This is a genomic window from Pseudomonas sp. FP1740 (genome assembly GCF_030687165.1).
In the GTDB taxonomy this organism is placed as follows: domain Bacteria; phylum Pseudomonadota; class Gammaproteobacteria; order Pseudomonadales; family Pseudomonadaceae; genus Aquipseudomonas.
The window spans coordinates 55,372-80,809 of the sequence record NZ_CP117461.1 but is presented as its reverse complement, the minus strand read 5'-3'; the positions used below and the strand labels follow the sequence as shown (position 1 = coordinate 80,809).

Here is a 25,438-nt window from a genome sequence, read left to right as displayed (position 1 = left end):
ACTTTCTGGCGACGCCATGAAGCGCTTCCGGCCGGGCCTCGTGCCGACTCTGGTGGTCGCGGTGCTGCTGCCCTTGCTGGTGTCACTCGGCTTCTGGCAGTTGAGCCGGGGCGCGGAGAAAAGCGCGCTGCTGCAAAATTACGCCGAGCGCCGGGCGGCCGAACCGATGGCCAGCACCGAACTGCAACACACCGAAGATCCGGCCTTCCGCCGGGTTCGCCTGCACGGCCAGTTCGATGCCGAACACAGCCTGCTGCTGGATAACCGTCAGCGTGACGGCAAGGTCGGGGTCGAGCTGCTGCAACCGTTTCAGGATCAGGCAAGCGGGCTCTGGTTACTGGTCAATCGTGGCTGGCTGCCGTGGCCGGATCGGCGCACACCACCGTCATTCACCACACCGACTCAGGTGTTGAGCCTCGACGCCTGGGTCTACGTCTCCCCCGGCGCAACGTTCCAGTTGCACGCCGACCCCAACACCACGACCTGGCCACAATTGATCACCGCCGTTGAACCGGCCAGGTTGTGGACAGCGCTTGAACGTGACGGTTTCGCCTACGAATTACGCGCGCAAAGTGGCCCTGCGACCTACCAGGCCGATTGGCCGGTGGTGGCCATGGGGCCGGAAAAGCACCTGGCTTACGCCGTGCAGTGGTTCGCCCTGGCGATCGCCCTGCTCGGCCTTTACCTCTATCTCGGCTGGCACAACGCAAAGGAGAACAATAATGGGAGTGGCCATGAATCCACCCGGCATGTCTGAGGCGAAAGCACCGGTGAATCGGCGGCGCGGACGCTTGCAGTTGTTGCTGATTTTATTGGGGGTGATCGGTCCGATGATCCTCGCCACCGGTATGTACAAATTGCAGTTCTGGGTGCCAGACGGCCGCAGTTATCACGGTGAACTGATCGGCAACGGCCAGACCCGCGCCGACATCGGCGTACAGGCGCAGGAAGACCGCTGGCAGTTGCTGGTGACAGCGCCCAAGGACTGTTCGGTGGATTGCCAGCAGCTGGTTTATCTGGCGCGGCAGATCCAGATCGGCCTCGGTCGCGATGCTGCCCGCGCCAGCCATGCGCTGGCCATCGCGCAGCCGCTGAACAGCGATTACGCGACTAAACTTCAACGCGAGTACCCACAGTTGCAACGCTACTCACTGGACCTGCCGGCCTACACCAAAGGCGCCCAGGGCAATGGCACGCCGCACCTGTGGATCATCGACCCTCACGGCAATCTGGTGCTGCGTTACGACCCGACGGTGAAGGGCAAGGACCTGCTCAACGACCTGCGCCACCTGCTGAAACTGTCGAACATCGGATAAGGGCATCGTCATGGCCAAACCTGGATTTCGCCTCGCGCTGTTTGCCACCTTGCTGGCACTGATTGTGGTGTTGCTCGGCGCTTACACACGCCTGACCCACGCCGGCCTCGGTTGTCCGGACTGGCCCGGTTGCTACGGTTTTATCAGCGTGCCGCAAAGCGAAGCCCAGCTGGCTCATGCCGAACTGCACTTTCCAGACACCCCGGTGGAAGCCCACAAGGGCTGGAACGAAATGGTCCATCGCTACTTCGCCGGCACGCTGGGGCTGCTGATCGCGGTGCTGGCGGGCCGCGCCTGGGTCCATCGTCATCATCCGGGGCAGCCGGTGAAGTTGCCGCTGTTCTTGCTGGCGTTGGTCATTGGCCAAGCGGCTTTCGGCATGTGGACGGTGACGCTCAAGCTTTGGCCGCAAGTGGTCACCGGACATTTACTCGGTGGTTTTGCGACCTTGAGCCTGTTGTTTCTGCTGACTTTGCGCCTGTCCGGCGTATTGCCGGCGCTGACCGTGCCTCGACGTTTGCAATACTGGGCAACCGCCGGCTTGCTGTTGGTGATCCTGCAAATTGCTCTCGGTGGCTGGGTCAGCTCCAATTACGCGGCGGTAGCCTGCATCGACTTTCCGACCTGCCACGGCCAATGGCTGCCACCGACTGATTTCGCCAACGGTTTTCACCTGACCCAACACATCGGCCCGAATTATCTGGGCGGGCAGCTGGACAGCGATGCCCGCACCGCGATTCACCTGACTCACCGCATCGGCGCATTACTGGTCACCTTTGTTCTGCTCGGTCTGGCCTGGCAACTGAAGGTCGTCGGCATGACGCGTCTGGCCGTCATGGTGCTGATCGCCCTTGCCGCACAAATCACCCTGGGCATCAGCAACGTGGTCTTCCACTTGCCGCTGCCGGTGGCCGTCGCCCACAACGCCGGCGGTGCGGCGCTGTTGCTGACGATGGTGCTGGTCAATTATCACGCGCGAACCAGCCTGGTTCGGGTCAAGCATCAGCCCCCTCGGCGCTGGCGTCTACGCCTGCGTAAACACTCGGCCGGGCCCATAACAATAAAAGGAGAGATGCCATGGCGACTCTGATCGGCGAACGTCACAGTCAGGCCATCTGGCGAGACTATCTGGAACTGACCAAGCCGAAAGTGGTGGTGCTGATGCTCATCACCTCGCTGGTCGGCATGTTCCTCGCGACCCGCGCCGGGGTGCCATGGACGGTGCTGGTGTTCGGCAATCTGGGGATCGCCCTGTGTGCCGGCGGTGCCGCGGCGGTAAATCATGTGGTGGACCGGCGCATCGACGCGGTCATGGCCCGGACCCACAAACGGCCCCTGGCCGAAGGCCGGGTGTCTCCAGCCGCTGCGCTGACCTTCGCCCTGATACTGGCAATGCTCGGTCAGGCCTTGTTGCTGACTTTCACCAACCCGCTGACAGCATGGCTGACCCTCGCCTCCTTGCTCGGTTATGCTGTGGTCTATACCGGTTTCCTGAAACGCGCGACGCCGCAGAACATCGTCATCGGCGGCCTCGCCGGAGCTGCCCCGCCACTGCTCGGCTGGACCGCCGCCACCGGTCATGTCGGCGCCGAACCATTGTTGCTGGTGCTGATCATCTTCGCCTGGACCCCGCCGCACTTCTGGGCGCTGGCGATTCACCGCAAGGAGGAATACGCCAAGGCTGACATTCCGATGCTGCCGGTGACCCATGGCGAGCACTACACCAAAGTCCACATCCTGCTTTATACCTTTGCGTTGCTGGCCGTCAGCCTGATGCCCTACGTGATCCACATGAGCGGCGTGCTCTACCTGATGTGTGCCCTTTTACTGGGTGCAAGGTTTCTGCAATGGGCCGTGGTGCTGTACCGTGGCACTCGACCGCACGCGGCGATCAACACGTTCAAGTACTCTATCTACTACTTATTCCTGCTGTTTATCGCGCTGCTCGTAGACCACTACTTACTGTTGATCCTATGACTCGAACCCAGAAAACCGTCTTCATCCTCGTTGCCCTGATTGCGCTGATCCTGGGCCTGACCGTCAATAAAGTACTGACCGGGAAAAACCAGGGCGACCCGACGGCGCTGATCGATGCAGGGATCATCTTGCTGCCCCAAAGCCGTAATCTGCCGGACGTGAAGATGACCGATCAGGACGGCAAGCCAGTGGCGATCAACGAACTGAAAGGCAAGTGGAGTTTGCTGTTCTTCGGCTACACCTTCTGCCCGGACATCTGCCCGACCACCCTCGCCCAGCTGCGGCAGATCAAGAGTGAACTGCCGGCGGATGCGGTGAACAAGTTGCAGGTCATCCTGGTCAGCGTCGACCCGAACCGCGACACGCCCAAGCAACTCAAGCAGTACCTGGGCTACTTCGATCCGCAATTCATCGGGCTGACCGCAGCCTCGGTCGAAGACCTTCAGAAAATGGCCAACGCGGTGAGCATTCCGTTCATTCCGGCGGACACCAGCAAGCCGAACTACACCGTCGACCACAGCGGCAACCTGGCGGTGATCGGACCGGACGGGACTCAACGCGGGTTCATTCGTGCACCGCTGAATAACCAGAAACTGGTGGCGCAGCTGCCGGTGATGCTCAACCGTCAATAAGCACCACAGGTACGGTGTTTCAGGCAAAAAAATGGGGCGCATTCAATGCGCCCCATTTTTTTCGTTAAAGCTTCAGATCAGAACGCCGGCAATACCGCGCCTTTGTACTTCTCGAGAATGAAGGCTTTCACTTCCGGGCTGTGCAGGGCAGCAACCAGTTTCTGCATTGCCGCGCTGTCCTTGTCGTCCGGACGGGCAACGAGGATGTTCACGTACGGCGAGTCGCTGCCTTCGATGACCAGCGCGTCCTTGGACGGATCGAGCTTGGCTTCCAGCGCGTAGTTGGTGTTGATCAGCGCCAGATCGACCTGAGTCAGCACGCGCGGGATGGTCGCGGCTTCCAGTTCACGGAATTTCAGGTCCTTGGTGTTCTCGGTGATGTCCTTGACGGTCGACAGGATGTTGTTCGAATCCTTCAACTTGATCAGGCCAGCCTTCGCCAGCAGCAACAGCGCACGGCCGCCGTTGGTGGCGTCGTTCGGGATCACCACGTTGGCGCCGCCCGGCAGCTCTTCCAGTTTCTTGTACTTGCTGGAGTAAGCGCCCAGCGGCTCCAGGTGCACACCGGCAACGCTGACGAGGTTAGTGCCCTTGGCCTTGTTGAATTCATCCAGGTACGGTTGGTGCTGGAAGAAGTTGGCGTCCAGACGCTTCTCGGCCACCTGTACGTTCGGCTGGATATAGTCGGTGAAGACTTTGACTTTCAGGTCCACGCCTTCTTTGGCCAGGGCCGGTTTAACGAACTCGAGGATTTCCGCGTGAGGCACCGGGGTGGCCGCAACGGTCAGGGTGTCGGCGGCGTGTGCGGAAAAGGCTGCAACGGCAGCGAACGCGACGAGTAGTTTTTTCATTCAGCTAACTCCTTGTGAGGCGCCAGTCTTCGGCGCCTGCCAGCGAATGGCCGGCTCATGTCTTGGTGACGAGAACTGTTTATTTGCGGGAAAAATGAACCACCAGCTTGTCGCCGACGGTTTGCAGCACTTGAACCAGCACCAGCAGCAACACCACGGTGACCACCATCACGTCGGTCTGGAAACGCTGGTATCCGAAACGGATCGCCAGGTCGCCCAAGCCGCCAGCGCCGACCACACCGGCCATCGCTGTGTAGGACACCAGTGTAATCGCTGTCACCGTAATCGCCGCGAAGATGCCCGGACGGGCCTCCGGCAGCAAGGCGTTGGTGATGATCTGACGGGTCGTCGCGCCCATGGCCTGGGTCGCTTCGATGATGCCGCGATCCACCTCACGCAGGGCGGTTTCCACCAGTCGCGCGAAGAACGGCGTGGCGCCCACCACCAGCGGTGGGATCGCACCGGCGACACCAAGGGAGGTGCCGGTAATCAATACGGTGAACGGAATCATCACGATCAGCAGAATGATGAACGGCAGCGAACGCAGAATGTTCACCACCAGCGACAGCATCGCGTAGACACCTTTGGCTTCCAGCAACTGGCGCGGGCTGCACAGGAACAACAACACGCCCAGCGGCAGGCCCAACAGTACGGTGAACAACAGCGAACCGCCGAGCATCAGCAGGGTGTCGCCCGTGGCCAGCCAGATTTCGTACCAGTCGATATTGGAAAAGAAACTCATCAGGACTTCCATCAGCGCAGCACCTCCATATGGACATCAGCTGCGGTGAAGTGAGCAAACGCCGCTTCCATGTCGCCACCGGTGACGGCCAGGGTCAATTGGCCGTAGGGAACCTCTTTGATGCGATCGATACGACCGGCCAGGATGCTGTAGTCCACGCCCGTTTCCCGGGCGACGGTACCCAGCAATGGTGCGTAGGTCGCTTCGCCCTGGAAGGTTAGACGTACGATGCGGCCCGGTACGTGAGCGAAGTCGTCGCGCTGTTCGTTCTCGTCGATCTGCTCGTCTTCCTGGACGAAGCGCTTGGTGGTCGGGTGCTTGGGATGCAGGAACACCTCGGCCACCGAACCTTGCTCGACGATCACACCGGCATCCATCACCGCCACCTGATCGCAGACTCGACGGATCACATCCATCTCGTGGGTGATCAGGACGATGGTCAGCTTCAGCTCGCGATTGATCTCGGCCAGCAATTGCAAAACCGACGCCGTGGTCTGCGGGTCGAGGGCACTGGTGGCTTCGTCGCACAGCAGAATTTTCGGCTTGGTTGCCAGGGCGCGGGCGATGCCGACACGCTGCTTCTGACCACCGGACAGTTGCGCCGGGTATTTTTTCGCATGGTCGGCCAGGCCAACCCGTGCCAGCAATTGCGCCACACGCTGGTCGATTTCGCTACGCGACAGCTCACCGGCGAGGGTCAGCGGCAGCGCGACGTTGTCGGCCACGGTCTTGGACGCCAGCAAGTTGAAGTGCTGGAAAATCATCCCGACCTGCTGACGGAAACGCCGCAGGCCATTGGCATCCAGCGCCGTGACTTCTTCGCCATCGACGATGATCTTGCCGCCACTGGAGTTCTCCAGGCGGTTGATCAGGCGCAGCAGGGTACTTTTTCCCGCACCGGAATGGCCGATCAGGCCAAAGACCTGACCGTTCCCAATCGTCAGACTGGTCGGATGCAGGGCGGGAATATCCTTACCGGCGACGCGGTAAGTTTTGTGGACGTTTTGAAACTCGATCACGTAGCGAACCTTGTGGGGCGCGTTAGAAAAGGATCAGCGGTTAGCCGGGCGCGCATTTTAGCCTGTCCGTATAGAGGTTCTTAGCATTTATTTCGCTTTCAACCAGCGATTTGGCAATAACGCGATCAAAGGTCAGAAAAAAGGAACGGCGCCAGCGCCTCATCAGTCACTCATTAAGCAACTCGAAAAAGCCCGGGCAATGCCAATGAGCCCTGACCACGACGGGAATCGCAACGAGGAGTCTACGTCTGATGAGTACTAAAAAGCCTGCCGCCACCAGCGCACTGGCCGGGACCGATACCCTGGACCGCAGCAACACCAATCCCAAGCTCGACAGCCTGGAACAATTTCGCTCCGATGCCACCGAGCAGGCCCTGCGCACCAACCAGGGCGTGAAGGTCGCGGACAATCAGAACACGTTGAAGGCCGGCGCCCGTGGGCCGTCATTGCTGGAAGACTTCATCATGCGTGAAAAGATCACGCATTTTGACCATGAACGTATTCCTGAGCGCATCGTTCATGCCCGCGGCACTGGCGCCCACGGTTACTTCCAGGCCTACGAGCCCCATTCCGTACTGACCAAGGCCGCATTCCTACAAGATCCACATCAAAAAACTCCGGTTTTTGTGCGCTTCTCCACGGTGCAAGGCCCGCGCGGGTCGGGCGATACCGTGCGCGACGTACGCGGTTTCGCGGTGAAGTTTTTCACCGACGAAGGCAACTTCGACCTCGTGGGTAACAACATGCCGGTGTTCTTCATTCAGGATGCGATCAAGTTTCCTGACTTCGTGCACGCGGTAAAACCCGAGCCCCACAATGAGATTCCTACCGGCGGTTCGGCCCACGACACCTTTTGGGACTTTGTTTCTCTGGTGCCGGAGTCCGCGCACATGGTGATCTGGACCATGTCCGACCGGGCAATCCCCAAAAGCCTGCGCAGCATGCAAGGCTTCGGCGTGCACACCTTTCGCATGATCAACGCCGAGGGCAAATCGCGTTTCGTCAAATTCCACTGGCGCCCCGTCGCCGGCACCTGTTCGCTGGTGTGGGATGAAGCGCAGAAGCTCGCCGGGAAAGACACCGACTTCCATCGCCGTGATCTCTGGGAGTCCATCGAGACGGGGGACTATCCGGAGTGGGAATTGGGCGTACAGGTCATCGAGGAGGAAAGCGAACATGCCTTCGACTTCGACATCCTTGATCCGACCAAGCTCATCCCCGAGGAAATCGTACCGATCACTCCCCTGGGCAAGATGGTGCTCAACCGCAACCCGGACAACTTCTTCGCCGAGACTGAACAGGTTGCCTTCTGCCCAGGGCATATCGTGCCCGGAATCGATTTTTCGAATGATCCGCTGCTACAAGGCCGGCTGTTTTCCTACACCGATACGCAGATCAGCCGACTTGGCGGACCGAACTTTCACGAGATCCCGATCAACCGCCCACTGGCACCGTTCCATAACGGTCAACGGGATGCGCAGCACCGCACCACCATCGACAAGGGGCGTGCTTCCTACGAGCCGAACTCCATCGACAGTGGCTGGCCGAAGGAGACCCTGCCCGCAGCGCAGGACGGCGGCTTCGAGAGTTACCCGGAGCGCGTCGACGCCGCCAAGATCCGCCAGCGCAGCGAGTCGTTCAGCGACCACTTCTCCCAGGCTCGGCTGTTTTTCCACAGCATGAGCAAGCACGAACAGGAGCACATCATTGCCGCCTACAGCTTTGAGCTGGGCAAGGTCGAACGCGAGTTTATTCGTGTGCGTCAGGTCAATGAGATCCTGGCCAATATCGATCTGGAACTGGCCAAGCGCGTGGCGCAGAACCTGGGCTTGCCGGTTCCGAAGGCTGGAACGGTCAAGGTGCGTAACACCTCACTGGATCACTCCCCTGCCCTGAGCCAGGCTAACTTGTTGCCCGAAGACATTAAAACCCGAAAAGTCGCGATCCTGGCGGCCAACGGTGTCGATGGCGCGGCGATTGACGCCATGAAGAAAGCGCTGAAGGTCGAAGGCGCTCACGCCAAACTGCTCGGCCCGACCTCGGCCCCCGTGACCACCGCCAATGGCAAAACACTGCCGGTGGATGCGTCGATGGAAGGTTTGCCGTCCGTGGCCTTCGACGCGGTGTTCGTGCCGGGTGGCGCGGCGTCGATCAAGGCACTAAGCAGTGATGGTGTGGCGCTGCATTACCTGTTGGAGGCATACAAACACCTGAAGGCGATCGCCTTGCATGGCGAAGCGAAGCAGTTGCTGGAGGTATTGAAACTGGAAGCGGACGCGGGGTTGATCGTGGGTACGGATACCAAGTTGTTCAAGGCGTTTTTTGCCGCGATCGGTCAGCATAGAGTATGGGACAGGGAGCCTAAGGCCAAGGCGATTCCGGCTTAGGGATTTCTATCGACAGGAAGGGCGCCTTCGCGGGCAAGCCTCGCTCCTACGGTTTTGGGTCGTACACATAATGTGTGATCAATCCGGGCCTGTAGGACCTAGGCTTGCCCGCGATGCTTTTAGGGCTTGCGAGGGCTCAAAACCATCTGCGCCGGAATATTACGCAGAATTTGTTTTTCCAGCTTCAGATCAAACCCCGAATCCAGCTTCTTCACCCGTTTGGTCAGCAAGGTAGCCAACCATGGGTAATCCTGGGTACGGGGAACCTGAATGCTCACATCGCACTGATAATTCACCACATCGGCGGCGATAGCATCCAGTTGACGACGAAGTTTGCTCATATCGTTGAGGTTCAATGCCACCGTCGTGCTTTCAGCCGTCGGGTCAATCACTTTGGCCTGCGGTCTGGCTTCGGCAGCCTTGAGGGCCGCTTCGGCTTTATCCAGTTCAGCCTTGCGTGCATGAACAATTGCATTGTTAACGCCACCGGTCAGCGCCGGGGCCTTGGGCATCAATACCCGGGCACGGCTGAGGGCAGTGGCCGCGGCATTCACATCACCTTTTTGCAACACAATCTGGCTGCGCAGCAAATAGGCTTCGGCCAATTGCCGCTGGTATTGCTCAAGGGATTGATCGTTGGGCGACTCGGCCTGCAAGGCCGCCAATTGATCCTCGGCGGTGGCCAGCTCGCTGCTGGCCAGGCTTTGTTCCAGTTGTGCAATAGCCGTGGCCCGCGCATCGGGGACCTCGGTGGCCGCCGGTGGCGTGCTTTGGCAAGCACCCAGTAGCAGCGAAAATGCGACAAGGAGCAGATAACGGGAGGCGAACGGCTTCATTCCTGCGACTCTCTATTTGCGCAAAAAACGAGCAAGTCTACACCCCTCGACGGGGCAGGACAAAACTCAGCAGAAACAACGCGGCGGCCGCCACCACAATCGACGGGCCAGCCGGGGTGTCCTTGAACCAGGACAACGCCAGTCCGCCACACACCGCGAGCATGCCCAGCAGGCTCGCGCCCAGTGCCATCTGCTCCGGCGAGCGGGCGTGACGCTGTGCCGCAGCCGCCGGAATAATCAGTAACGAAGTAATCAGCAACACGCCGACGATTTTCATCGCCACCGCGATCACCACGGCGATCAGCAACATCAGGACCAGACGCAACGCCGCCACCGGCAAACCTTCCACCCTGGCCAGTTCTTCATGCACGGTGATCGCCAGCAAGGGTCGCCACAGCGTGACAAGCAATACCAGCACCGCCGCGCTGCCGCCGAGGATCCAGGCCAGATCAGTCGGGCTGATCGCCAGCAGGTCGCCAAACAGATAGGCCATCAGGTCGATCCGCACTTCATGCATGAAGCTTAGTACCACCAAGCCCAGGGAGAGCGTGCTCGGTGCGAGAATTCCCAACAGCGTGTCAGACGCCAATGGCTGCCGCTGTTGCAGCGTCACCAGCAACACTGCCAGCAACAGGCAGCCTACGGTGACAGCCACGGTCGGGCTGACATCCAGCAGAAAGCCCAGCGCCACACCCAGCAGCGCGGCGTGGGACAGGGTGTCGCCAAAATAAGCCATGCGCCGCCAGACCACGAACGAACCCAGCGGGCCCGCGACCAACGCCAGAGCCAGACCTGCAAGCAGGGCGAAGAGCAGAAAATCAGCCATGCTTGCAGCTATCTCCATGAACGTGGGTATGGGCCGACGGGGTCGCAATGACCACCGAGCCATGCAGGTCGTGAGCGTGGTCGTGATGGTGGTGATAAATCGCCAGACTTTGTGCGTTCTTTCCGAACAGTTCGACGAACGCGGGATCGCCGCTGACCTGCTCGGGATGCCCGGAGCAGCAGACATGGCGATTCAGGCACACCACCTGGTCGGTGGTGCTCATCACCAGATGCAAATCGTGAGAGACCATCAATACGCCGCAGCCATGACGGTCGCGCAGGCGTGTGATCAGGCTATAGAGCTCGGCTTGACCGGCCACGTCGACGCCTTGTACCGGCTCATCGAGCACCAGCAACTCCGGCTCGCGCAACAATGCCCGGGCCAGCAGTACTCGCTGCATTTCGCCACCGGAAACACTTTGCACCGGGCTGTCGATCACCTGCTCGGCGCCGACCTCCTTGAGGGCGGCCAAGGCCCGAGTGCGGTCCACGCCAGGGACCAGACGCAAGAAACGCAGCACCGACAGCGGGAGGGTCGGATCGACATGGAGTTTTTGCGGCATGTAACCGACGCGCAACTTTGGCTTGCGCCAGACGCTGCCGCTATCCGGCTTCAACAGACCGAGCACCGCGCGAACCAGCGTGGTTTTGCCGGCGCCATTAGGGCCGATCAGGGTAACGATCTGCCCCGGCTCGACGCTCAGCTCAATGTTATCCAGCACGTTTTGCCCGGCAAAAGTGACGACCACCTGCTCAAGACGGATCAGCGCATTGCTCATTAAGCCCCCTGGCAACCCGAGCAGAGACCGATGACTTCAACGGTCTGGGCCTCGACGATAAATCCGACGTCCCTGGCGCTGCCGACGATCGCGTCGCTGATGGACTTCTGTTCAAGCTCGATGGCGGCGTGGCATTGGCGGCAAATCAGGAACTGGCCCTGGTGAGCGTGTTCCGGGTGATTGCAGCCGACGAAGGCGTTCAGCGAGGAGATGCGGTGTACCAGGCCGTTTTCCAGCAGAAAATCCAGCGCGCGGTACACGGTCGGCGGCGCAGCTCGGCGGCCGTCCTGCTCGCTAAGCACCGCCAGAATGTCGTAGGCACCCAGCGGTTTATGGCTTTGCCAGACCAGTTCCAGCACCCGCCGGCGCAAGGCGGTCAGGCGTAATCCCTGACGTGCGCACAAGGCATCGGCCTCAGACAATGCGCTATGAACGCAATGAGAGTGGTCGTGGGGACGACTGGCAATCGGTGTTTTAGGCATGGGCGGCGACGAGTGTTGTGAGAGACGTTATTATGTTACCCGTTCTCGCCTCTTCGAGTGGTCATCGTGTCCCGACTTTTTTCTATCTTTGTCGCATTTATCGCAAGTTTTCTGCTGATCGGTTCAGCCCAGGCCGAAGTCAAAGTCCTTACCAGTATCAAGCCGCTGCAGCTGATTGCTGCTGCGGTGCAGGAAGGTGTGGCGATTCCGGAAGTGTTACTGCCACCCGGGGCTTCGCCGCATAACTATGCCTTGCGCCCATCCGACGTACGGAAGGTGCAGTCGGTGGACCTGGTTTACTGGATCGGTCCGGACATGGAAGGTTTCCTGCCTCGCGTACTGAAAGGTCGTACGCTGCCCAGCGTCGCGGTGCAGGAGTTGCCTGGCCTGAAACTGCGACGTTTCGCCGAAGATAGCCACTCTCATGCCGAAGAAGCCGACGAGCATGACCACGATCACCGTCCCGGCAGCCTGGATGCGCATTTGTGGTTGTCACCGGTCAACGCCCGCGTGATCGCCAGCAAAATGGCCACCGATCTGAGTGCAGTCGATCCGGCCAACGCGGCGCGCTATCAGAGCAACCTCAAAGCCTTCGATGAGCGCCTGGATGCCCTGGACGTGCGGCTGAAGGCTCGCCTGGCAGGTATCGCTGGCAAGCCTTACTTCGTGTTCCACGAAGCCTTCGACTACTTTGAAGACGCCTACGGCCTCAAACACGCCGGCGTGTTCAGTGTCGCCGCCGAAGTGCAACCCGGTGCCCAGCATGTCTCGGCGATGCGCACGCGGTTGCAGGAAGTGGGCAAGACTTGCGTGTTCAGCGAACCGCCCCTGCGCCCGCGCCTGGCAGAAACCCTGGTGGCCGGGCTGCCGGTAAAACTGGCGGAGCTGGATGCATTGGGCGGATACACACCAGCGACCGCCCAGGGGTATGAGCAGGTGCTGGAAAAGTTGGGGAATGATTTGGCCGGATGCCTGGAGTCGTTGTAAGCATCCCGTAGACCCTGTGGCGAGGGGGCTTGCCCCCTCGTCACATTTTAAAGGGCAAAAGGCAGCGGCGTGTCGACCTTCTGCCGCTGCGCCAAGCGCAGCTGAAACTCCATCGGATCGTGAATCAACACGTCCTGCCCGGCGAAAGATTCCGCCGCAATCAAGCGCGATAGCCAGAACCGTACGCACGCTACGCGCAACATGGTCGGCCATAGCTCGGCTTCGGCAGCGGTGAACGGTCGCAGCGCGGCATAAGCGCCCAATAGCGCCCGCGCCCGAGCCCCATCGATCTGCCCTTGCTCATCCGAGCACCAATCATTCAAGGCAATCGCCACGTCATAGAGCATCGGCCCTGAACAGGCGTTGTAGAAGTCGATCAACCCGGTCAGGTGCGTGCCTTCGAACATCGCGTTGTCGCGGAACAGATCCGCGTGAATGTTGGCCCGCGGCAGCGCGAGGATTTTCGTCTTCTGCTGGGTGATTTCGTCCAGGGCCCGTTGCAGCAAATCGCTTTGCTCGGCATTCAGGTGCGAGAGCAACTGCGTGCCCTCCTCCAGCATCCAGTCCAGGCCACGATCGGTTTTGCGCTTGATCATGTTGGCCTGGGTTGCCAGGTGCAGATGAGCCAGCAGCTCGCCGACCTGGGCGCAATGCTGTGCATTGGCTTCCTTGATGTGCTTGCCCGCCAGACGTGGCTGCAACAGCGCAGGTTTACCGGCCAATTCGCGCAAGGCAATGCCGTCGGTGGTACGCAGCGCATAAGGCACCGGCAGGTTGGCGTCGTGCAGCACATCGAGCAGTTCGATGAAGAACGGCATCTCCTGCACCGGCCCGCGCTCGACCAGGGTCAGGACGAACTCGCCCTGTTCCAGGCTGATAAAGAAATTGGTGTTTTCGCTACCGGCGGCAATCCCCTGGAAATCAAGCAGGCGGCCGAGCCCGTAAGGGGCGAGAAAGGTTTCCAGCTCGGGCCGAGCCAGGGGGGTGAACACAGACATGGTTAAAACTGCCAGTACGGGCGCCGCGGTTGAGCCAGCGCCGATTAAAGTTAAGAACGGTTTACCACTTAAAGATTTCCCACGCAGGAATCAGCATATCCGGCTGATCCGAGCGAATGTAGTTTCCGTCCGAGCCATCAGCGCGTATCAGAAAGTACGGTTTTCCGACCTTCGGGGTGACCTTGATCGCGTACACAAAGCCGTTCTGGCGATACTCCTGAATGGTTTTATCGCCTTCCGTGCGGATCGTTACTTCCGGGTCCGCCGAGGGCTTGTCATCCGCCGCCATGACAGCCAATGGAGTGATTGCAAACAAGCCAGCCAGCAACAAGCGATTTAGTGTGCGCATGATAACCTTGTCCCTTTGTCGTCAACGGTCCCGCTATTCTAGCGCCGGACCCGCCGAAAAGGTTGATCCTGCTCATGAGCCAAGCCCCCCTCGTCCTGGTGGACGGTTCTTCTTATCTGTACCGCGCCTTTCACGCGCTGCCTCCGCTGACCACGTCCAAAGGCCTGCCGACCGGAGCGGTCAAAGGCGTGTTGAACATGCTCAAGAGTCTGCGCAAGCAGTACCCGGACAGCCCGTTCGCCGTGGTGTTCGACGCCAAGGGCGGGACATTCCGCGACGCGATGTTCGCCGAGTACAAGGCCAACCGCCCAAGCATGCCTGACGATATGCGGGTCCAGATCGAGCCGCTGCACGCCAGCGTCAAGGCCTTGGGCTTTCCATTGCTGTGCGTGGACAACGTCGAAGCGGACGATGTGATCGGCACCCTGGCCCGCAGCAGCGCGGCCGCCGACCGCCCGGTGGTGATTTCCACCGGCGACAAGGATATGGCACAACTGGTCGACGGGCACATTACCTTGGTCAATACGATGACCGGTAGCGCGCTGGACGTGGAAGGCGTGAAGGAGAAATTCGGCGTCGCTCCCGAGCAGATCATCGATTATCTGGCGTTAATGGGCGATTCGTCCGACAACATCCCGGGCGTTCCGGGTATCGGTCCGAAGACCGCTTCCGGCCTGCTGGTTGGCGTGAATGGCGGCCTGACCGAGCTCTATGCGCAGCTCGATATCGTCCCGACCCTGCCGATTCGCGGCGCCAAGACCCTGCCGGCCAAGCTCGAAGAGCATAAGGAAATGGCCTTTCTTTCTTATCGTTTGGCAACCATCAAGATCGACGTGCCGCTGGACATCGGCCTCGACGATCTGCAGATGGGCCCACCGGATCATGACAAGCTTGCCGAGCTCTATTCCCTGCTGGAGTTTAAGAGCTGGTTCGAAGAGAACCAGCGCGACGCCAAGCGCTCGGGTCAGGACATTGTCGAGGTCGCCCTGGAGCAGCCGGGTGCCGCCGAAGCGAAATACGAAACCATCCTCGATCAGAAGCGCTTCGAGGCCTGGCTGGACAAACTCGACAAGGCGCCGCTGATCGCCTTCGTCACCGAAACCAATGGCAGCGATGCCCAACACGCGCAACTGGTAGGCCTGTCGTTCTCTGTCGCGGCCAACGAAGCAGCCTACATTCCGCTGACCCATTCCTACATGGGCGTACCGGAACAACTGGATCGTGACACCGTGCTGCTGGCGTTGAAACCGCTGCTGGAAAACCCGAATAAACTGAAAGTCGGCCAACATGCGAAGTTCGACACCAATATCCTCGCCAATTGCGCCATCGGTGGCGATCAGAACAACGGGATTACTGTTCGGGGTATTGCCTACGACACCATGCTCGAGTCCTACGTACTGGACTCAACGGCCACCCGCCACGACATGGACAGCCTGGCGCTCAAATACTTGGGCCAAAGCAAGACCGACATTCAGGAGATTGCGGGCAAAGGCGTCAAACAGCTGACCTTCGACCAGATTTCCCTTGAGCTGGCAGGCCCCTATGCCGCCGAAGACGCCGATGTCACCTTCCGCCTGCATCTGGTATTGCAGGAAAAACTGGCCGCGACGCCAAGCCTGATCAACGTGCTCAACGAGATTGAAATGCCGCTGATGCCGGTCCTGGCCCGTATCGAGCGCCAGGGCGCGCTTGTAGACGCCAACCTGCTGGGCATCCAGAGTGTCGAGCTGGGCGAGAAACTGGTCGCCCTTGAGCGTGAGGCCTTTGCCATTGCCGGTGAAGAATTCAACCTCGGCTCGCCGAAGCAACTAGGTGTGATCCTCTACGAAAAGCTCGGTTTGCCTGTACTCAGCAAAACCGCCAAGGGTCAGGCTTCGACTGCCGAAGCCGTACTGGCCGAGTTGGCCGAACAGGACTACCCGCTGCCCAAGGTGCTGATGCAATACCGCTCGCTGAGCAAGCTCAAAAGCACCTACACCGACCGTTTGCCAGAGCAGATCAACGCACGCACCGGGCGCATTCATACGTCTTACCAGCAAGCTGTCGCGGCCACCGGGCGTTTGTCGTCCATCGACCCGAACCTGCAGAACATTCCGATTCGCACCGCCGAAGGCCGCCGGATTCGGCAGGCGTTCGTCGCGCCGAAAGGCTACAAACTGCTGGCCGCGGATTACTCGCAAATCGAACTGCGGATCATGGCACACCTGGCCAAGGACGAAGGTTTGCTGCATGCCTTCCGCAACAACCTCGATGTCCACCGGGCCACGGCCGCAGAAGTGTTCGGCGTCGAGCTCGATGCGGTTACCAACAATCAGCGTCGAAGTGCGAAAGCCATCAACTTCGGCTTGATCTACGGCATGAGCGCGTTTGGCCTGGCCAAGCAGATCGGCGTTGACCGCAAACAGTCCCAGGCCTACATCGACCGTTATTTCGCTCGTTATCCCGGCGTGCTGCAGTACATGGAACGCACGCGCGCCCAGGCCGCCGAGCAAGGCTTCGTCGAAACCATCTTTGGTCGTCGCCTGTACTTGCCGGAAATCAACGCGAAAAACCAGGCCCTGCGCAAAGCTGCCGAGCGCACGGCGATCAACGCCCCGATGCAAGGCACCGCGGCGGACATCATTAAGAAAGCCATGGTGGCGGTGGACAACTGGCTGGCATCGTCAGGCCTGGACGCCAAAGTCATCCTGCAGGTACACGATGAATTGGTGCTTGAGGTGCGTGAGGACCTGGTCGACCAGGTACGCGAGGAAATTCGCGTGCACATGAGCAACGCCGCACAACTGGACGTACCGCTTCTGGTCGAGGTGGGCGTAGGCAACAACTGGGATGAGGCGCACTGAGCCGCCTGAAAAGACGTTTGTGCTGCGGCCTGGCGCCGCAGCACATGACGAAGGGCTATAGAGCGAAAAACGACAGTGATTATTTCCAAAGGATTTTGAAAATAGTCTGAACTAAATCCGTGAACCGCCACTCAGAGATACTGAATGGCTGGTGAAGCCCTTCGATGCTCCTATGTTGTGTTAAGTGTTGGCAGATATCTGGACCCCGCCCTAGCGGTCCGGAACTTGAACCCCGGAACTTCTCCCTCCCCATACGAAGTCCGGGGTTTTTTTTGCCTGCCGATTGGTCTCGAGAGACTTACTCGGCAGCCTCGGCACCCTTGTCCGCCAACTCCATCCAGTCCGCCAGTACGGTGTAGGCTTCTTCCAGCCCCATGCGCTTGGGGGCCGAAAACAGCTGGATAGTGATCGTATCGCCCCAGCCCTTGCGGATTTCCGATTGAACCTTGAGCAGCGTATTTTTCGCCGCGCCGTAGGTCAGTTTGTCGGCTTTGGTCAGGAGAATATGCATCGGCATGCCGCTGGCGACGGCCCAATCGAGCATCAACAGGTCGAAGTCGGTCATTGGATGACGGATGTCCATCATCAGAATCAAACCTTTCAAACTCTCACGGCCACCCAGATAGGCTTCCAGGTGACGCTGCCAGTGCATCTTCAACGGGATCGGCACTTTCGCATAACCGTAACCTGGCAGGTCGACCAGACGGCGTTCATCGTCTAGCTTGAAGAAGTTCAATAGCTGTGTGCGACCCGGTGTTTTCGAGGTCCGCGCCAGGCTGGCGTGGGTCAGAGTATTCAACGCGCTGGACTTGCCGGCGTTGGAACGCCCGGCGAAGGCCACTTCAAAGCCTTCGTCGTCGGGACATTGGTCGACTTTGGCGGCGCTGAGCATAAAGGTGGACTGTTGGCACAGGCCGAGGATGGGATTCTTGAGTTGCATGGGATTTCCGATGTGGGCGGCGCCGGGAATGGACGCGGCAAGCAGTGTCGTTTCCGTTTCAGTGACGCCAGTATATAATGCCGCAGATTTTGTGTGCGCTTTGTCCCAGCGTAGGATGAAGTTCACGAGAGCGATTGACCTTGATTGCGCATTAGAACGCAGCACGCTCTCAACCCTGAAAAGGTCGTTTTATGACGAAATGGCTGCTAGCTGCCGGTGTCTTGATGCCGCTTTACAGCGCTCAGGCTACACAGGATCCGGAAGCTGTGTACAACCGTGTTTGTGGTGCCTGTCATTCCGGCCAACTACCCATGGCGCCCCGCAGGGGCGATCAGGAAGCTTGGACGCCGAGGTTGGCGAAAGGTATGGAGACGCTGGTGCAACACGTGACCCAGGGTTTCAAGGCGATGCCGCCGCGTGGTTTGTGCATGGACTGCAGTGCCGAGGATTACCGAGCCATCATCCAGTGGATGAGCGAGTAAACCCGGTCCATAACTCTTTAACCCTTAGCCGTAGTTGGATTAGCTGATGAACAAATTGATCGTGAGTCTGCTGTTGACCGTGGGGATCTCCGGTATTGCCCATGCTGCAGGTGATGCGACTGCTGGTCAGGCGAAAGCCGCAGTATGTGGCGCCTGTCATGGCCCGGATGGCAATAGCATGGCGCCTAACTTTCCGAAACTGGCAGGCCAGGGCGAGCGTTATCTGAACAAGCAGCTGCACGACATCAAGTCCGGCAAACGCACGGTACTGGAAATGACCGGCCTGCTGACCAACCTCAGCGATCAGGACCTGGCCGATATCTCCGCCTACTTCGCCAGCCAGAAAGGCAGCGTCGGTGCCGCCGACCCGAAAATCGTGGCTCGCGGTGAAGCACTGTTCCGTGGCGGCGACCTGGCCAAAGGGCTGCCAGCCTGCACCGGCTGCCACTCGCCCAATGGCGCAGGCAACGCAGCTGCCGGCTTCCCACACCTGGGTGGCCAGCATGCTCAGTACGTCGGCAAGCAACTGACCGAATTCAGAAAAGAAGAAGGTGGCCGGACCAACGACGGCGACACCAAACCAATGCAAAGCATCGCTAAAAAGCTGAGCGACGAAGATATCGCCGCCGTCTCCAGCTATATTCAAGGCTTGCACTAAGGCCTGTGATCGAGCGTTGTGAGTGATGTACATCTCTTGCAACGTTAACTCTCGATTAATCCGTCGATGCAAACATAAAAAGGGTAGCTTTGGCTGCCCTTTTTTGTGGCCGCTGCCGTTACACTACAGAACTCAAGCCCGCCGGAATCTGTCTGAAAACAGGTCGCGCGAGGCGCCCAAATTGTCCAGGAGTAAAGCATGCGTAATCTGATCATCAGCGCCGCACTCGTCGCTGCCAGCCTGTTCGGCATGACTGCCCAAGCCGCCGAAAAACCTGAAGCGCCCTATGTCGAACTGAGCAATCCGGTCCCGGTGGCCGTGCCTGGCAAGATCGAAGTCGTGGAGCTGTTCTGGTACGGCTGCCCGCACTGCTATGCCTTTGAACCCGTCATCAACCCTTGGGTTGAAAAACTGCCTTCCGACGTGAATTTCGTGCGTATTCCAGCCATGTTCGGCGGCCCTTGGGATGCCCACGGCCAGATGTTCCTGACGCTTGAAGCCATGGGTGTCGAGAGCAAGGTTCACGCAGCTGTGTTCAACGCGATCCAGAAAGAACACAAGAAACTGACTGACAAAGAAGACATGGCGGACTTCCTGGCGACCCAAGGTGTAGACAAGGACAAGTTCCTGGCCACCTTCGACTCCTTTGCCATCAAGGGCCAGATCAACAAAGCCAAAGAGCTTGCCAAGAAATACGAAATCACCGGCGTGCCTACTATGATCGTCAATGGCAAATATCGCTTTGACATCGGCTCTGCCGGCGGCGCCGAACAAGCGTTGAAACTGGCCGACCAACTGGTCGCCAAAGAGCGAGCGGCAACCAAGGCCGTTGCCAACTAAGCGCGGCACCTGCCATGCGCCGCTGGGGAACTGAACGCATCGTTGGCCTGCACGACCCGCGGGTCAACGAGCATCACCTGGAATCGACGGGGTTGCCCGTGGACAGCCGTCTGCGTTTGCTCAGTTTCAATATCCAGGTCGGCATCAGTACCGAGCGTTATCGGCACTATCTGACCCGCGGCTGGCAGCATCTGTTGCCGCACACCGGGCGTGCCGACAACCTGCAAAAAATCGGCAATCTGCTGGGCGACTTCGATCTGGTCGCCTTGCAGGAAGCCGATGGCGGCAGCCTGCGATCGGGCTACGTCAATCAGGTCGAACACCTGGCGCAGCTCGGCGCCTTCCCTTATTGGTATCAACAACTCAATCGCAATCTCGGTCATCTCGGCCAGCACAGCAATGGCGTGCTCAGCCGCCTGCGCCCGTGGGCGATCGAGGATCATCCGCTGCCGGGGCCCAAGGGTCGCGGGGCCATTCTGGTGCGCTTCGGCGAAGGTCCGGAGGCGCTCGTGGTGGTGATGATGCACCTGGCGCTGGGCGCTCGCGCCCGTAGTATGCAACTGGCTTACATCCGCGAGTTGATCGGCGGTTATAAGCACCAGGTGCTGATGGGCGATATGAATACCCACGCCGGTGACTTGCTGCAACATTCCCCGCTGCGTGATTTAGGCCTGCTCGCGCCGCAGATGGAAGCGACATTTCCCAGCTGGCGCCCACAGCGCTGCCTGGACCACATTCTGCTCAGCCCCACCCTGACGCTTGAAAAGGTCGAGGTGCTGGCACAACCCATTTCCGATCACCTGCCGGTCGCGGTAGAAATTCGTCTGCCGGGCTCGCTCACGGCCGATGCATTCCCCGCGTTGAGTCCTGTCTGAATGAGCGACGAAGCACAGCGCTGGAAAGAGAAATACCTCAAAAGCATCGAACAACAGGAAAAGCTCGAACGTCGATGGGACGCCCGGCTCGACCTGCTGCGTCGCGGGCTGGTGCGCAGCACCCTGGCTGCCGAAGGTACCGATCGCGCCGTTGACCAATGCATGAAGGAAATGCGCGAAGTCGTACGCACAGACGACATGGACGCCGGCCTGGCAGCCTTGCTGCCGCGCCTGGAAAAAGCCGTGCTCGACTCCGAGCAGCGCCGGGAAACCCGGGTTGATCAAGTCAGCGCCGCACTGACGGCGCTGGTCTCTCAGTTGCAAGCATTGCCGCTGCCACGGGAAGTGAGCCGGCCACTGAAGAGTTTCGCCAAGCAGCTGGACGGCCGTGTTGGCCAGGCTCGTGAAATCCCGTTGCTGCTCAGCGAACTGAGCGGCTTGCAAGGCAAAGCCTTGAGCCTGCTGGAAAACCCTGTGGAACCGGGTCGTCCGGGTTTTCTCCAGCGCCTGTTTGGTAGCCGGGATGCAGACGAGGCTGCGCCACAGATCGCCGCCCCCGAATTGCACATGCCTGCCCCGCAACCTGTCGAATCGGTTGCCGCTCCACTGGCCGAGCTCTCACTCGCGACGGTCAATCTCGCGCCAGCCGCCAACAAACCGCAAGCGGTAATGCCAACCGTTGAAGCTGCCCTGCCCGCCGCTGCGCCCGCTGAACCCGTGGACACTCCGGCGCCCACAGCAACAACGGCACCCATAGCCGAAGTCGTGGCGTTCGTCCCGCCCGTCCTGGAGCCAGAGGCCACAAGCAGCCGGGCCCCAGAGCCACAAACCCAGCCGAACCTCGAACAGCCGCAAGAGCCGGTTCCATCGATCGCCGTACCGGCCACCCAGGCTCCGTCGGCAATCAACCCGGATGAACTGATCCCGGAGGCCAACGATCCGCAAACGCCAGAACACGACATTCTGTATGCCCTGCCGGACTCGCCGGAACCGTCCTACAGCTCTGTGGCCAAGCACATCGAAGACACTCTGCTGGGCCTGCTCGACGACCTGACGCTGCCCGAGCGCCATCGACCGCAAGCCGAAGCGATGCGCAATCGTCTTCAAAACGGCTTGAATTGGTACGAGCTGCTACCGATCCTCGATGATCTGGCAACATTAATGCTGGCCATTACCGACAGCGGCCAACACGAATTCGAAGCCTATCTGCAGCGACTCAACGAACGCCTCGAATCATTTCAGAGCAACCTGCAAGCCGCCAGTGAAGGCCATGCCGACAACCGCTCTGCCGCGCGGGTGATGGACACGCAGATTCGCGAGCAAGTCGACGGCCTGCAAAGCAGCATGCAGGACGCGGCGGACCTCGATGACCTCAAGCACATGCTGGAAGACCATCTCGAAGGCCTGCTCGGCACCATGGACCAGCACCAGAAGCAACGCGACGAGCGCGAGCAGGAAGTCGCGGCCCGCCTGCAAAGCCTGGCTGAAAGGGTGGCCCACATGGAGCAGGAAGCGTTGGGCTACCGCGAGCACCTCGAAGAACAGCGCCAGAAGGCTTTGATCGATCCGTTGACCGGCCTGCCGAATCGAGCGGCCTGGAGCGAACGGCTGGACCACGAAATCAGTCAATGGCAACAACACGGCAATACCCTGTTGCTGGCGATGCTCGACCTCGACCATTTCAAACGCATCAACGACAACTACGGCCATCTGGCGGGCGACAAGGTGCTGAAAATCATCGCCAGCGTGCTGCGCAAGCGTCTGCGCGGGACGGACTTCATAGCCAGGTTTGGCGGTGAGGAGTTTGTGCTGTTGATGCCTGCCACGGCGCCGATGGTGGGCGCGAAACTGCTGGAAACCTTGCGTGCATCGATCGAAGCTTGCCCGTTCCACTTCAAGGGCGAGCGAGTCACCATCACCATTTCCATGGGACTGACCGCCTTCAGACCGGGCGAACATAGCGACCTGGTGCTTAAAAGATCCGATCAGGCGCTATATCGCGCGAAAAATACCGGCCGTAACCGGATAGAGCTGGGCTGACAGTTAATTGTTCCATTTTGTTTAAAGGCGCGCTTTTGCGGTCGGCGCGCAAGGCAATACGTTACACTGTTGCATTATTGTCTCGTGTATATTGCCTCCACCATGAAACTTCTTGCTCTTATTGCTTCGCTGCTCGTATTAGCCGGTTGCGCCAGCGGTCCCCGGATTGACACCAGCCACCCTTCAGTCAATCACGACAGCCGTATTCAGTTCGTGGTGATGCATTACACCTCCGCATCCCTGGAGGACTCGCTGCAATTGCTGACCCATGGCGAAGTCAGCAGCCACTACCTGATCGGCGACGACGAGCACGCCACCATCTATAAGCTGATGGATGAAAATCTTCGAGCCTGGCACGCCGGCGAAAGCCAATGGCAAGGCCGGACCTGGCTGAATTCCAGTTCCATTGGCATCGAAATCGTCAATCCGGGCTTCCAGGACACCCCGACCGGGCGTCTCTGGTATCCCTACAGCGAAGCCCAGGTCCAATCGATGATCTTTCTGCTCAAGGACATCAGCAAGCGCCAGGGCATCAGCCCTCGCCATATCATCGGCCATAGCGACATCGCCCCCATGCGCAAGCTCGACCCTGGCCCGCTGTTCCCCTGGAAACGCCTGGCGGCCGAAGGCCTGGGAATCTGGCCGAACGAGCAGGCCGTGGCGCGTCAGCAAGCGCAGTTCGCCGTGCAGCTGCCAAGCATCAGCTGGTTTCAGGCACAACTTGCCCGCCTGGGCTACGCCACGCCACAGACCGGCGAACTGGATGTAGCGACACGCAATGTGCTGGCGGCTTTTCAGCTGCATTTTCGCCCGTCCCGTTTCGACGGCACGCCAGACGCGCAAACCGCGGCGCTTCTCCAGGTGTTGAACCAGACAAAATAATGACGCCCGCCCGACGGTCAGGGCCTTTTCCCAATCAGCAGCTATAACTCATTGGTAATCCTTCGGATATTCCATGATGACGGCTGCTCGAGAGAGGCTGCGTAGCTGGTTCTATCGCCCTTGGTTTCTGGCGACGCTGGCGGCTGCCTTGAGTGCCACGCTGCTGATGACCGGCAGTCTGTTCATTGCGATGCATCAGGTCGAGGACAACGAAAGCCAGGAGATGAACGCCCAGGGGGAGCGCTTCCTGGTCCGTCTGGAGCAGCTGTTCGGGCAACTGCGCGAAAGCCTCGACGACCTTGAAGCTCAACCGCTGCGGGGCTGCGATGATGAAATGATCGCCACATTGCAGCAGGTCAGCTTCAATTACCGCTTCGTTTACGAAGCCGCTTATATGGATGCTTCAGGAATCTGCTCCAACCGCCCCCGTCAGGAAGGGCTGTCGGTGATCCGGCCACCGGACATTGAGGGTCCCACCTACAGCTATTGGTTGAACACCACCACCGAACCCGATGAGAACCGCGCCGCACTGATGCTGGGGCGTGGCAATTTCCGGGTGGCTACGTCTCGCGGGCATTTGACCGACATGGTTGATCTGTCTCCGGGGAGCAGCCTGCTGGTGGTGCTCGACCACGACACCCGCGCGATTCCCGTGCTCGGTGCCGAGCAGGAGTGGCCCCCGACGCAACCCTGGCCCCCGAAAAATCACGATGCACTGCAAGTCACCCCTACCCGCCTGATTTACCGAATGCCGACCAATACTCCCGAATACCAACTGGTGCTGATCACCCCGCGTACCGGGATGCATGTGCCGGCCGTTTGGTGGTGGCTGCTTCCGGCCAGCCTCGCGCTCAGTGCCTGCGTAGGCATTCTGGTGTTTCTGCTGGTGCGCCAGCGTCAATCACTGGATGCCGAACTGCACGGCGCGATACAGCGAGGCGAATTGCAGGTGTTGTATCAACCGATCTTCGACCTCGACAGTCGCAACTGTGTCGGAGCCGAAGCCTTGCTGCGCTGGCGAAGGCCGGACGGCACCTTGACCAGCCCCGAGCTGTTCATTCCCATGGCGGAAAACACCGGCCAGATCCGCCAGATGACTGATTTCGTATTACAGCGCCTGCTGGAACAGCTCGGACAACTGTTGCGCGCCAATCCGCAGTTGTATATCTCGGTCAACCTGGCGGCCTGCGACGTCATGGTGCCGCGTATCGGTCAGGTGATCGCGCGCCTGCTGGCCTTGCACCGTGTAGCCGCCAGACAGATTGCCTTTGAGGTGACCGAGCGCGGATTGGTTGATGTCGTGGTGGCCAGAGAAAACCTGCAGGCCTTGCGCGATGTCGGGCATCAGGTACTGATCGATGACTTCGGCACTGGCTATTGCAGCCTCGCCTACCTGCAAACACTGCCCGTGGACTGCCTGAAAATCGACAAGGCGTTTATCGACGCGCTGGGTCATGACGCCGCCAGCAGCGGCGTGGCACCGCACATCATTCGCATGGCCCAGGCCCTGCAACTCAAGGTGATTGCCGAAGGCATCGAATATGAAGCCCAGGCAGAATTTCTGAGCAGCGAGGGGGTGAAGTTCGGTCAGGGCTGGCTGTTCGCGCACCCATTGAGCGCTGTGCAATTCATCGAATTGATTACCCGTGGTCGCCGACAAGCAACGCGGCGTCTGGATGACGAAGACTGAGAGGGTTC

General features: G+C 59.8%; 25 protein-coding genes. 15 read left to right on the top strand and 10 right to left on the bottom strand.

Going from position 1 to position 25,438, the window contains the following annotated elements:
• Positions 1-16: 16 nt before the first annotated feature.
• From PSH69_RS00375 to PSH69_RS00355, 5 genes are read left to right on the top strand one after another with little or no spacing between them, the layout of a single operon-like run.
• Complete coding sequence (locus PSH69_RS00375) at positions 17-757, top strand: SURF1 family protein (RefSeq protein WP_305410695.1); 741 nt, start codon at positions 17-19, stop codon at positions 755-757.
• A complete protein-coding gene (locus tag PSH69_RS00370) occupies positions 723-1,316 on the top strand; it encodes a hypothetical protein (protein ID WP_305410694.1) in 594 nt (197 codons plus the stop codon). The genes PSH69_RS00375 and PSH69_RS00370 overlap by 35 nt, the downstream gene beginning before the upstream one ends.
• Before the next feature lie 10 nt (positions 1,317-1,326).
• Positions 1,327-2,406 carry a heme A synthase gene (locus tag PSH69_RS00365; RefSeq protein ID WP_305410692.1) on the top strand — a complete coding sequence of 360 codons (1,080 nt, stop codon included), beginning with the start codon at positions 1,327-1,329 and terminating at the stop codon, positions 2,404-2,406.
• Positions 2,394-3,293 (top strand): heme o synthase, encoded by a 900-nt coding sequence (cyoE, locus tag PSH69_RS00360; RefSeq protein WP_018927265.1) that lies wholly within the window; start codon positions 2,394-2,396, stop codon positions 3,291-3,293. Before PSH69_RS00365 ends, cyoE begins: the two co-directional genes overlap by 13 nt.
• Complete coding sequence (locus tag PSH69_RS00355) at positions 3,290-3,925, top strand: SCO family protein (protein ID WP_019651205.1); 636 nt, start codon at positions 3,290-3,292, stop codon at positions 3,923-3,925. Before cyoE ends, PSH69_RS00355 begins: the two co-directional genes overlap by 4 nt.
• A gap of 77 nt (positions 3,926-4,002) precedes the next feature.
• Here the strand turns inward: PSH69_RS00355 and PSH69_RS00350 are convergent, their stop codons facing one another.
• From PSH69_RS00350 to PSH69_RS00340, 3 genes are all read right to left on the bottom strand, one after another.
• The gene (locus PSH69_RS00350; protein ID WP_204125570.1) at positions 4,003-4,776 is read right to left on the bottom strand and encodes a MetQ/NlpA family ABC transporter substrate-binding protein; all 774 of its coding nucleotides are present in this window, start codon (positions 4,774-4,776) and stop codon (positions 4,003-4,005) included.
• A 79-nt stretch (positions 4,777-4,855) separates the two neighbouring features.
• Entirely contained in the window at positions 4,856-5,530 is a 675-nt protein-coding gene (locus tag PSH69_RS00345) for a methionine ABC transporter permease (RefSeq protein ID WP_018927268.1), read from the bottom strand.
• Complete coding sequence (locus PSH69_RS00340; RefSeq protein WP_305410691.1) at positions 5,530-6,537, bottom strand: methionine ABC transporter ATP-binding protein; 1,008 nt, start codon at positions 6,535-6,537, stop codon at positions 5,530-5,532. The genes PSH69_RS00345 and PSH69_RS00340 overlap by 1 nt, the downstream gene beginning before the upstream one ends.
• Before the next feature lie 251 nt (positions 6,538-6,788).
• Between PSH69_RS00340 and katE the strand changes: the two genes are divergently transcribed.
• Positions 6,789-8,924, top strand: a complete 2,136-nt coding sequence (katE, locus tag PSH69_RS00335; protein ID WP_305410690.1) for a catalase HPII — start codon at positions 6,789-6,791, stop codon at positions 8,922-8,924.
• Positions 8,925-9,043: 119 nt separating this feature from the next.
• On the opposite strand, the gene PSH69_RS00330 is transcribed toward katE, so the two are convergent.
• The 4 genes from PSH69_RS00330 to zur are packed head-to-tail and all read right to left on the bottom strand — an operon-like array spanning position 9,044 to position 11,846.
• Complete coding sequence (locus tag PSH69_RS00330; protein ID WP_018927269.1) at positions 9,044-9,760, bottom strand: PA5502 family lipoprotein; 717 nt, start codon at positions 9,758-9,760, stop codon at positions 9,044-9,046.
• 37 nt (positions 9,761-9,797) lie between these two features.
• Entirely contained in the window at positions 9,798-10,586 is a 789-nt protein-coding gene (gene znuB / locus PSH69_RS00325) for a zinc ABC transporter permease subunit ZnuB (protein WP_019580298.1), read from the bottom strand.
• Positions 10,579-11,364 carry a zinc ABC transporter ATP-binding protein ZnuC gene (znuC, locus tag PSH69_RS00320; protein ID WP_305410689.1) on the bottom strand — a complete coding sequence of 262 codons (786 nt, stop codon included), beginning with the start codon at positions 11,362-11,364 and terminating at the stop codon, positions 10,579-10,581. The genes znuB and znuC overlap by 8 nt, the downstream gene beginning before the upstream one ends.
• A complete protein-coding gene (gene zur, locus PSH69_RS00315) occupies positions 11,364-11,846 on the bottom strand; it encodes a zinc uptake transcriptional repressor Zur (protein ID WP_026286509.1) in 483 nt (160 codons plus the stop codon). The genes znuC and zur overlap by 1 nt, the downstream gene beginning before the upstream one ends.
• Positions 11,847-11,912: 66 nt before the next feature.
• Here zur and PSH69_RS00310 point away from each other — a divergent pair, with 66 nt between their 5' ends.
• The gene (locus PSH69_RS00310; RefSeq protein WP_305410687.1) at positions 11,913-12,833 is read left to right on the top strand and encodes a zinc ABC transporter substrate-binding protein; all 921 of its coding nucleotides are present in this window, start codon (positions 11,913-11,915) and stop codon (positions 12,831-12,833) included.
• Between the two features lie 47 nt (positions 12,834-12,880).
• On the opposite strand, the gene PSH69_RS00305 is transcribed toward PSH69_RS00310, so the two are convergent.
• The gene (locus PSH69_RS00305) at positions 12,881-13,831 is read right to left on the bottom strand and encodes a homoserine kinase (RefSeq protein WP_305410686.1); all 951 of its coding nucleotides are present in this window, start codon (positions 13,829-13,831) and stop codon (positions 12,881-12,883) included.
• Positions 13,832-13,892: 61 nt separating this feature from the next.
• The gene (locus PSH69_RS00300) at positions 13,893-14,180 is read right to left on the bottom strand and encodes a DUF2782 domain-containing protein (RefSeq protein ID WP_105342669.1); all 288 of its coding nucleotides are present in this window, start codon (positions 14,178-14,180) and stop codon (positions 13,893-13,895) included.
• A gap of 74 nt (positions 14,181-14,254) precedes the next feature.
• Between PSH69_RS00300 and polA the strand changes: the two genes are divergently transcribed.
• Positions 14,255-17,023: a DNA polymerase I gene (polA, locus tag PSH69_RS00295; protein ID WP_305410685.1), complete on the top strand. Its 2,769-nt coding sequence runs from the start codon at positions 14,255-14,257 to the stop codon at positions 17,021-17,023.
• A 298-nt stretch (positions 17,024-17,321) separates the two neighbouring features.
• On the opposite strand, the gene yihA is transcribed toward polA, so the two are convergent.
• Complete coding sequence (gene yihA / locus PSH69_RS00290; RefSeq protein ID WP_007940707.1) at positions 17,322-17,963, bottom strand: ribosome biogenesis GTP-binding protein YihA/YsxC; 642 nt, start codon at positions 17,961-17,963, stop codon at positions 17,322-17,324.
• 191 nt (positions 17,964-18,154) lie between these two features.
• On the opposite strand from yihA, the gene PSH69_RS00285 reads away from it, so the two are divergent.
• The 7 genes from PSH69_RS00285 to PSH69_RS00255 all read left to right on the top strand — a co-directional run bounded on the left by PSH69_RS00285 (position 18,155) and on the right by PSH69_RS00255 (position 25,430).
• Complete coding sequence (locus PSH69_RS00285; RefSeq protein WP_019020904.1) at positions 18,155-18,445, top strand: cytochrome c5 family protein; 291 nt, start codon at positions 18,155-18,157, stop codon at positions 18,443-18,445.
• Positions 18,446-18,491: 46 nt separating this feature from the next.
• A complete protein-coding gene (locus PSH69_RS00280; RefSeq protein WP_007940706.1) occupies positions 18,492-19,103 on the top strand; it encodes a cytochrome c4 in 612 nt (203 codons plus the stop codon).
• 198 nt (positions 19,104-19,301) lie between these two features.
• Positions 19,302-19,943 carry a thiol:disulfide interchange protein DsbA gene (dsbA, locus tag PSH69_RS00275; protein ID WP_305410684.1) on the top strand — a complete coding sequence of 214 codons (642 nt, stop codon included), beginning with the start codon at positions 19,302-19,304 and terminating at the stop codon, positions 19,941-19,943.
• Between the two features lie 14 nt (positions 19,944-19,957).
• A complete protein-coding gene (locus PSH69_RS00270) occupies positions 19,958-20,818 on the top strand; it encodes an endonuclease/exonuclease/phosphatase family protein (protein ID WP_064615668.1) in 861 nt (286 codons plus the stop codon).
• Positions 20,819-22,858 (top strand): GGDEF domain-containing protein, encoded by a 2,040-nt coding sequence (locus PSH69_RS00265; RefSeq protein WP_305410683.1) that lies wholly within the window; start codon positions 20,819-20,821, stop codon positions 22,856-22,858.
• 102 nt (positions 22,859-22,960) lie between these two features.
• Positions 22,961-23,740: an N-acetylmuramoyl-L-alanine amidase gene (locus PSH69_RS00260; RefSeq protein WP_026346032.1), complete on the top strand. Its 780-nt coding sequence runs from the start codon at positions 22,961-22,963 to the stop codon at positions 23,738-23,740.
• Positions 23,741-23,813: 73 nt separating this feature from the next.
• Positions 23,814-25,430, top strand: a complete 1,617-nt coding sequence (locus tag PSH69_RS00255; RefSeq protein WP_028940064.1) for an EAL domain-containing protein — start codon at positions 23,814-23,816, stop codon at positions 25,428-25,430.
• Positions 25,431-25,438 lie beyond the last annotated feature (8 nt).

What these genes read in the sequence shown, in the direction of transcription:
- PSH69_RS00265 (WP_305410683.1), top strand. Translation starts at nt 20,819, where the DNA reads ATGAGCGACGAAGCACAGCGCTGGAAAGAGAAATACCTCAAAAGCATC.
- PSH69_RS00355 (WP_019651205.1), top strand. Translation starts at nt 3,290, where the DNA reads ATGACTCGAACCCAGAAAACCGTCTTCATCCTCGTTGCCCTGATTGCG.
- PSH69_RS00270 (WP_064615668.1), top strand. Translation starts at nt 19,958, where the DNA reads ATGCGCCGCTGGGGAACTGAACGCATCGTTGGCCTGCACGACCCGCGG.
- PSH69_RS00260 (WP_026346032.1), top strand. Translation starts at nt 22,961, where the DNA reads ATGAAACTTCTTGCTCTTATTGCTTCGCTGCTCGTATTAGCCGGTTGC.
- yihA (WP_007940707.1), bottom strand. Translation starts at nt 17,963, where the DNA reads ATGCAACTCAAGAATCCCATCCTCGGCCTGTGCCAACAGTCCACCTTT.
- PSH69_RS00345 (WP_018927268.1), bottom strand. Translation starts at nt 5,530, where the DNA reads ATGGAAGTCCTGATGAGTTTCTTTTCCAATATCGACTGGTACGAAATC.
- PSH69_RS00305 (WP_305410686.1), bottom strand. Translation starts at nt 13,831, where the DNA reads ATGTCTGTGTTCACCCCCCTGGCTCGGCCCGAGCTGGAAACCTTTCTC.
- PSH69_RS00370 (WP_305410694.1), top strand. Translation starts at nt 723, where the DNA reads ATGGGAGTGGCCATGAATCCACCCGGCATGTCTGAGGCGAAAGCACCG.
- polA (WP_305410685.1), top strand. Translation starts at nt 14,255, where the DNA reads ATGAGCCAAGCCCCCCTCGTCCTGGTGGACGGTTCTTCTTATCTGTAC.
- PSH69_RS00350 (WP_204125570.1), bottom strand. Translation starts at nt 4,776, where the DNA reads ATGAAAAAACTACTCGTCGCGTTCGCTGCCGTTGCAGCCTTTTCCGCA.
- PSH69_RS00285 (WP_019020904.1), top strand. Translation starts at nt 18,155, where the DNA reads ATGACGAAATGGCTGCTAGCTGCCGGTGTCTTGATGCCGCTTTACAGC.
- PSH69_RS00375 (WP_305410695.1), top strand. Translation starts at nt 17, where the DNA reads ATGAAGCGCTTCCGGCCGGGCCTCGTGCCGACTCTGGTGGTCGCGGTG.
- dsbA (WP_305410684.1), top strand. Translation starts at nt 19,302, where the DNA reads ATGCGTAATCTGATCATCAGCGCCGCACTCGTCGCTGCCAGCCTGTTC.
- PSH69_RS00255 (WP_028940064.1), top strand. Translation starts at nt 23,814, where the DNA reads ATGATGACGGCTGCTCGAGAGAGGCTGCGTAGCTGGTTCTATCGCCCT.
- PSH69_RS00330 (WP_018927269.1), bottom strand. Translation starts at nt 9,760, where the DNA reads ATGAAGCCGTTCGCCTCCCGTTATCTGCTCCTTGTCGCATTTTCGCTG.
- PSH69_RS00280 (WP_007940706.1), top strand. Translation starts at nt 18,492, where the DNA reads ATGAACAAATTGATCGTGAGTCTGCTGTTGACCGTGGGGATCTCCGGT.
- PSH69_RS00365 (WP_305410692.1), top strand. Translation starts at nt 1,327, where the DNA reads ATGGCCAAACCTGGATTTCGCCTCGCGCTGTTTGCCACCTTGCTGGCA.
- cyoE (WP_018927265.1), top strand. Translation starts at nt 2,394, where the DNA reads ATGGCGACTCTGATCGGCGAACGTCACAGTCAGGCCATCTGGCGAGAC.
- znuC (WP_305410689.1), bottom strand. Translation starts at nt 11,364, where the DNA reads ATGAGCAATGCGCTGATCCGTCTTGAGCAGGTGGTCGTCACTTTTGCC.
- katE (WP_305410690.1), top strand. Translation starts at nt 6,789, where the DNA reads ATGAGTACTAAAAAGCCTGCCGCCACCAGCGCACTGGCCGGGACCGAT.
- znuB (WP_019580298.1), bottom strand. Translation starts at nt 10,586, where the DNA reads ATGGCTGATTTTCTGCTCTTCGCCCTGCTTGCAGGTCTGGCTCTGGCG.
- PSH69_RS00300 (WP_105342669.1), bottom strand. Translation starts at nt 14,180, where the DNA reads ATGCGCACACTAAATCGCTTGTTGCTGGCTGGCTTGTTTGCAATCACT.
- zur (WP_026286509.1), bottom strand. Translation starts at nt 11,846, where the DNA reads ATGCCTAAAACACCGATTGCCAGTCGTCCCCACGACCACTCTCATTGC.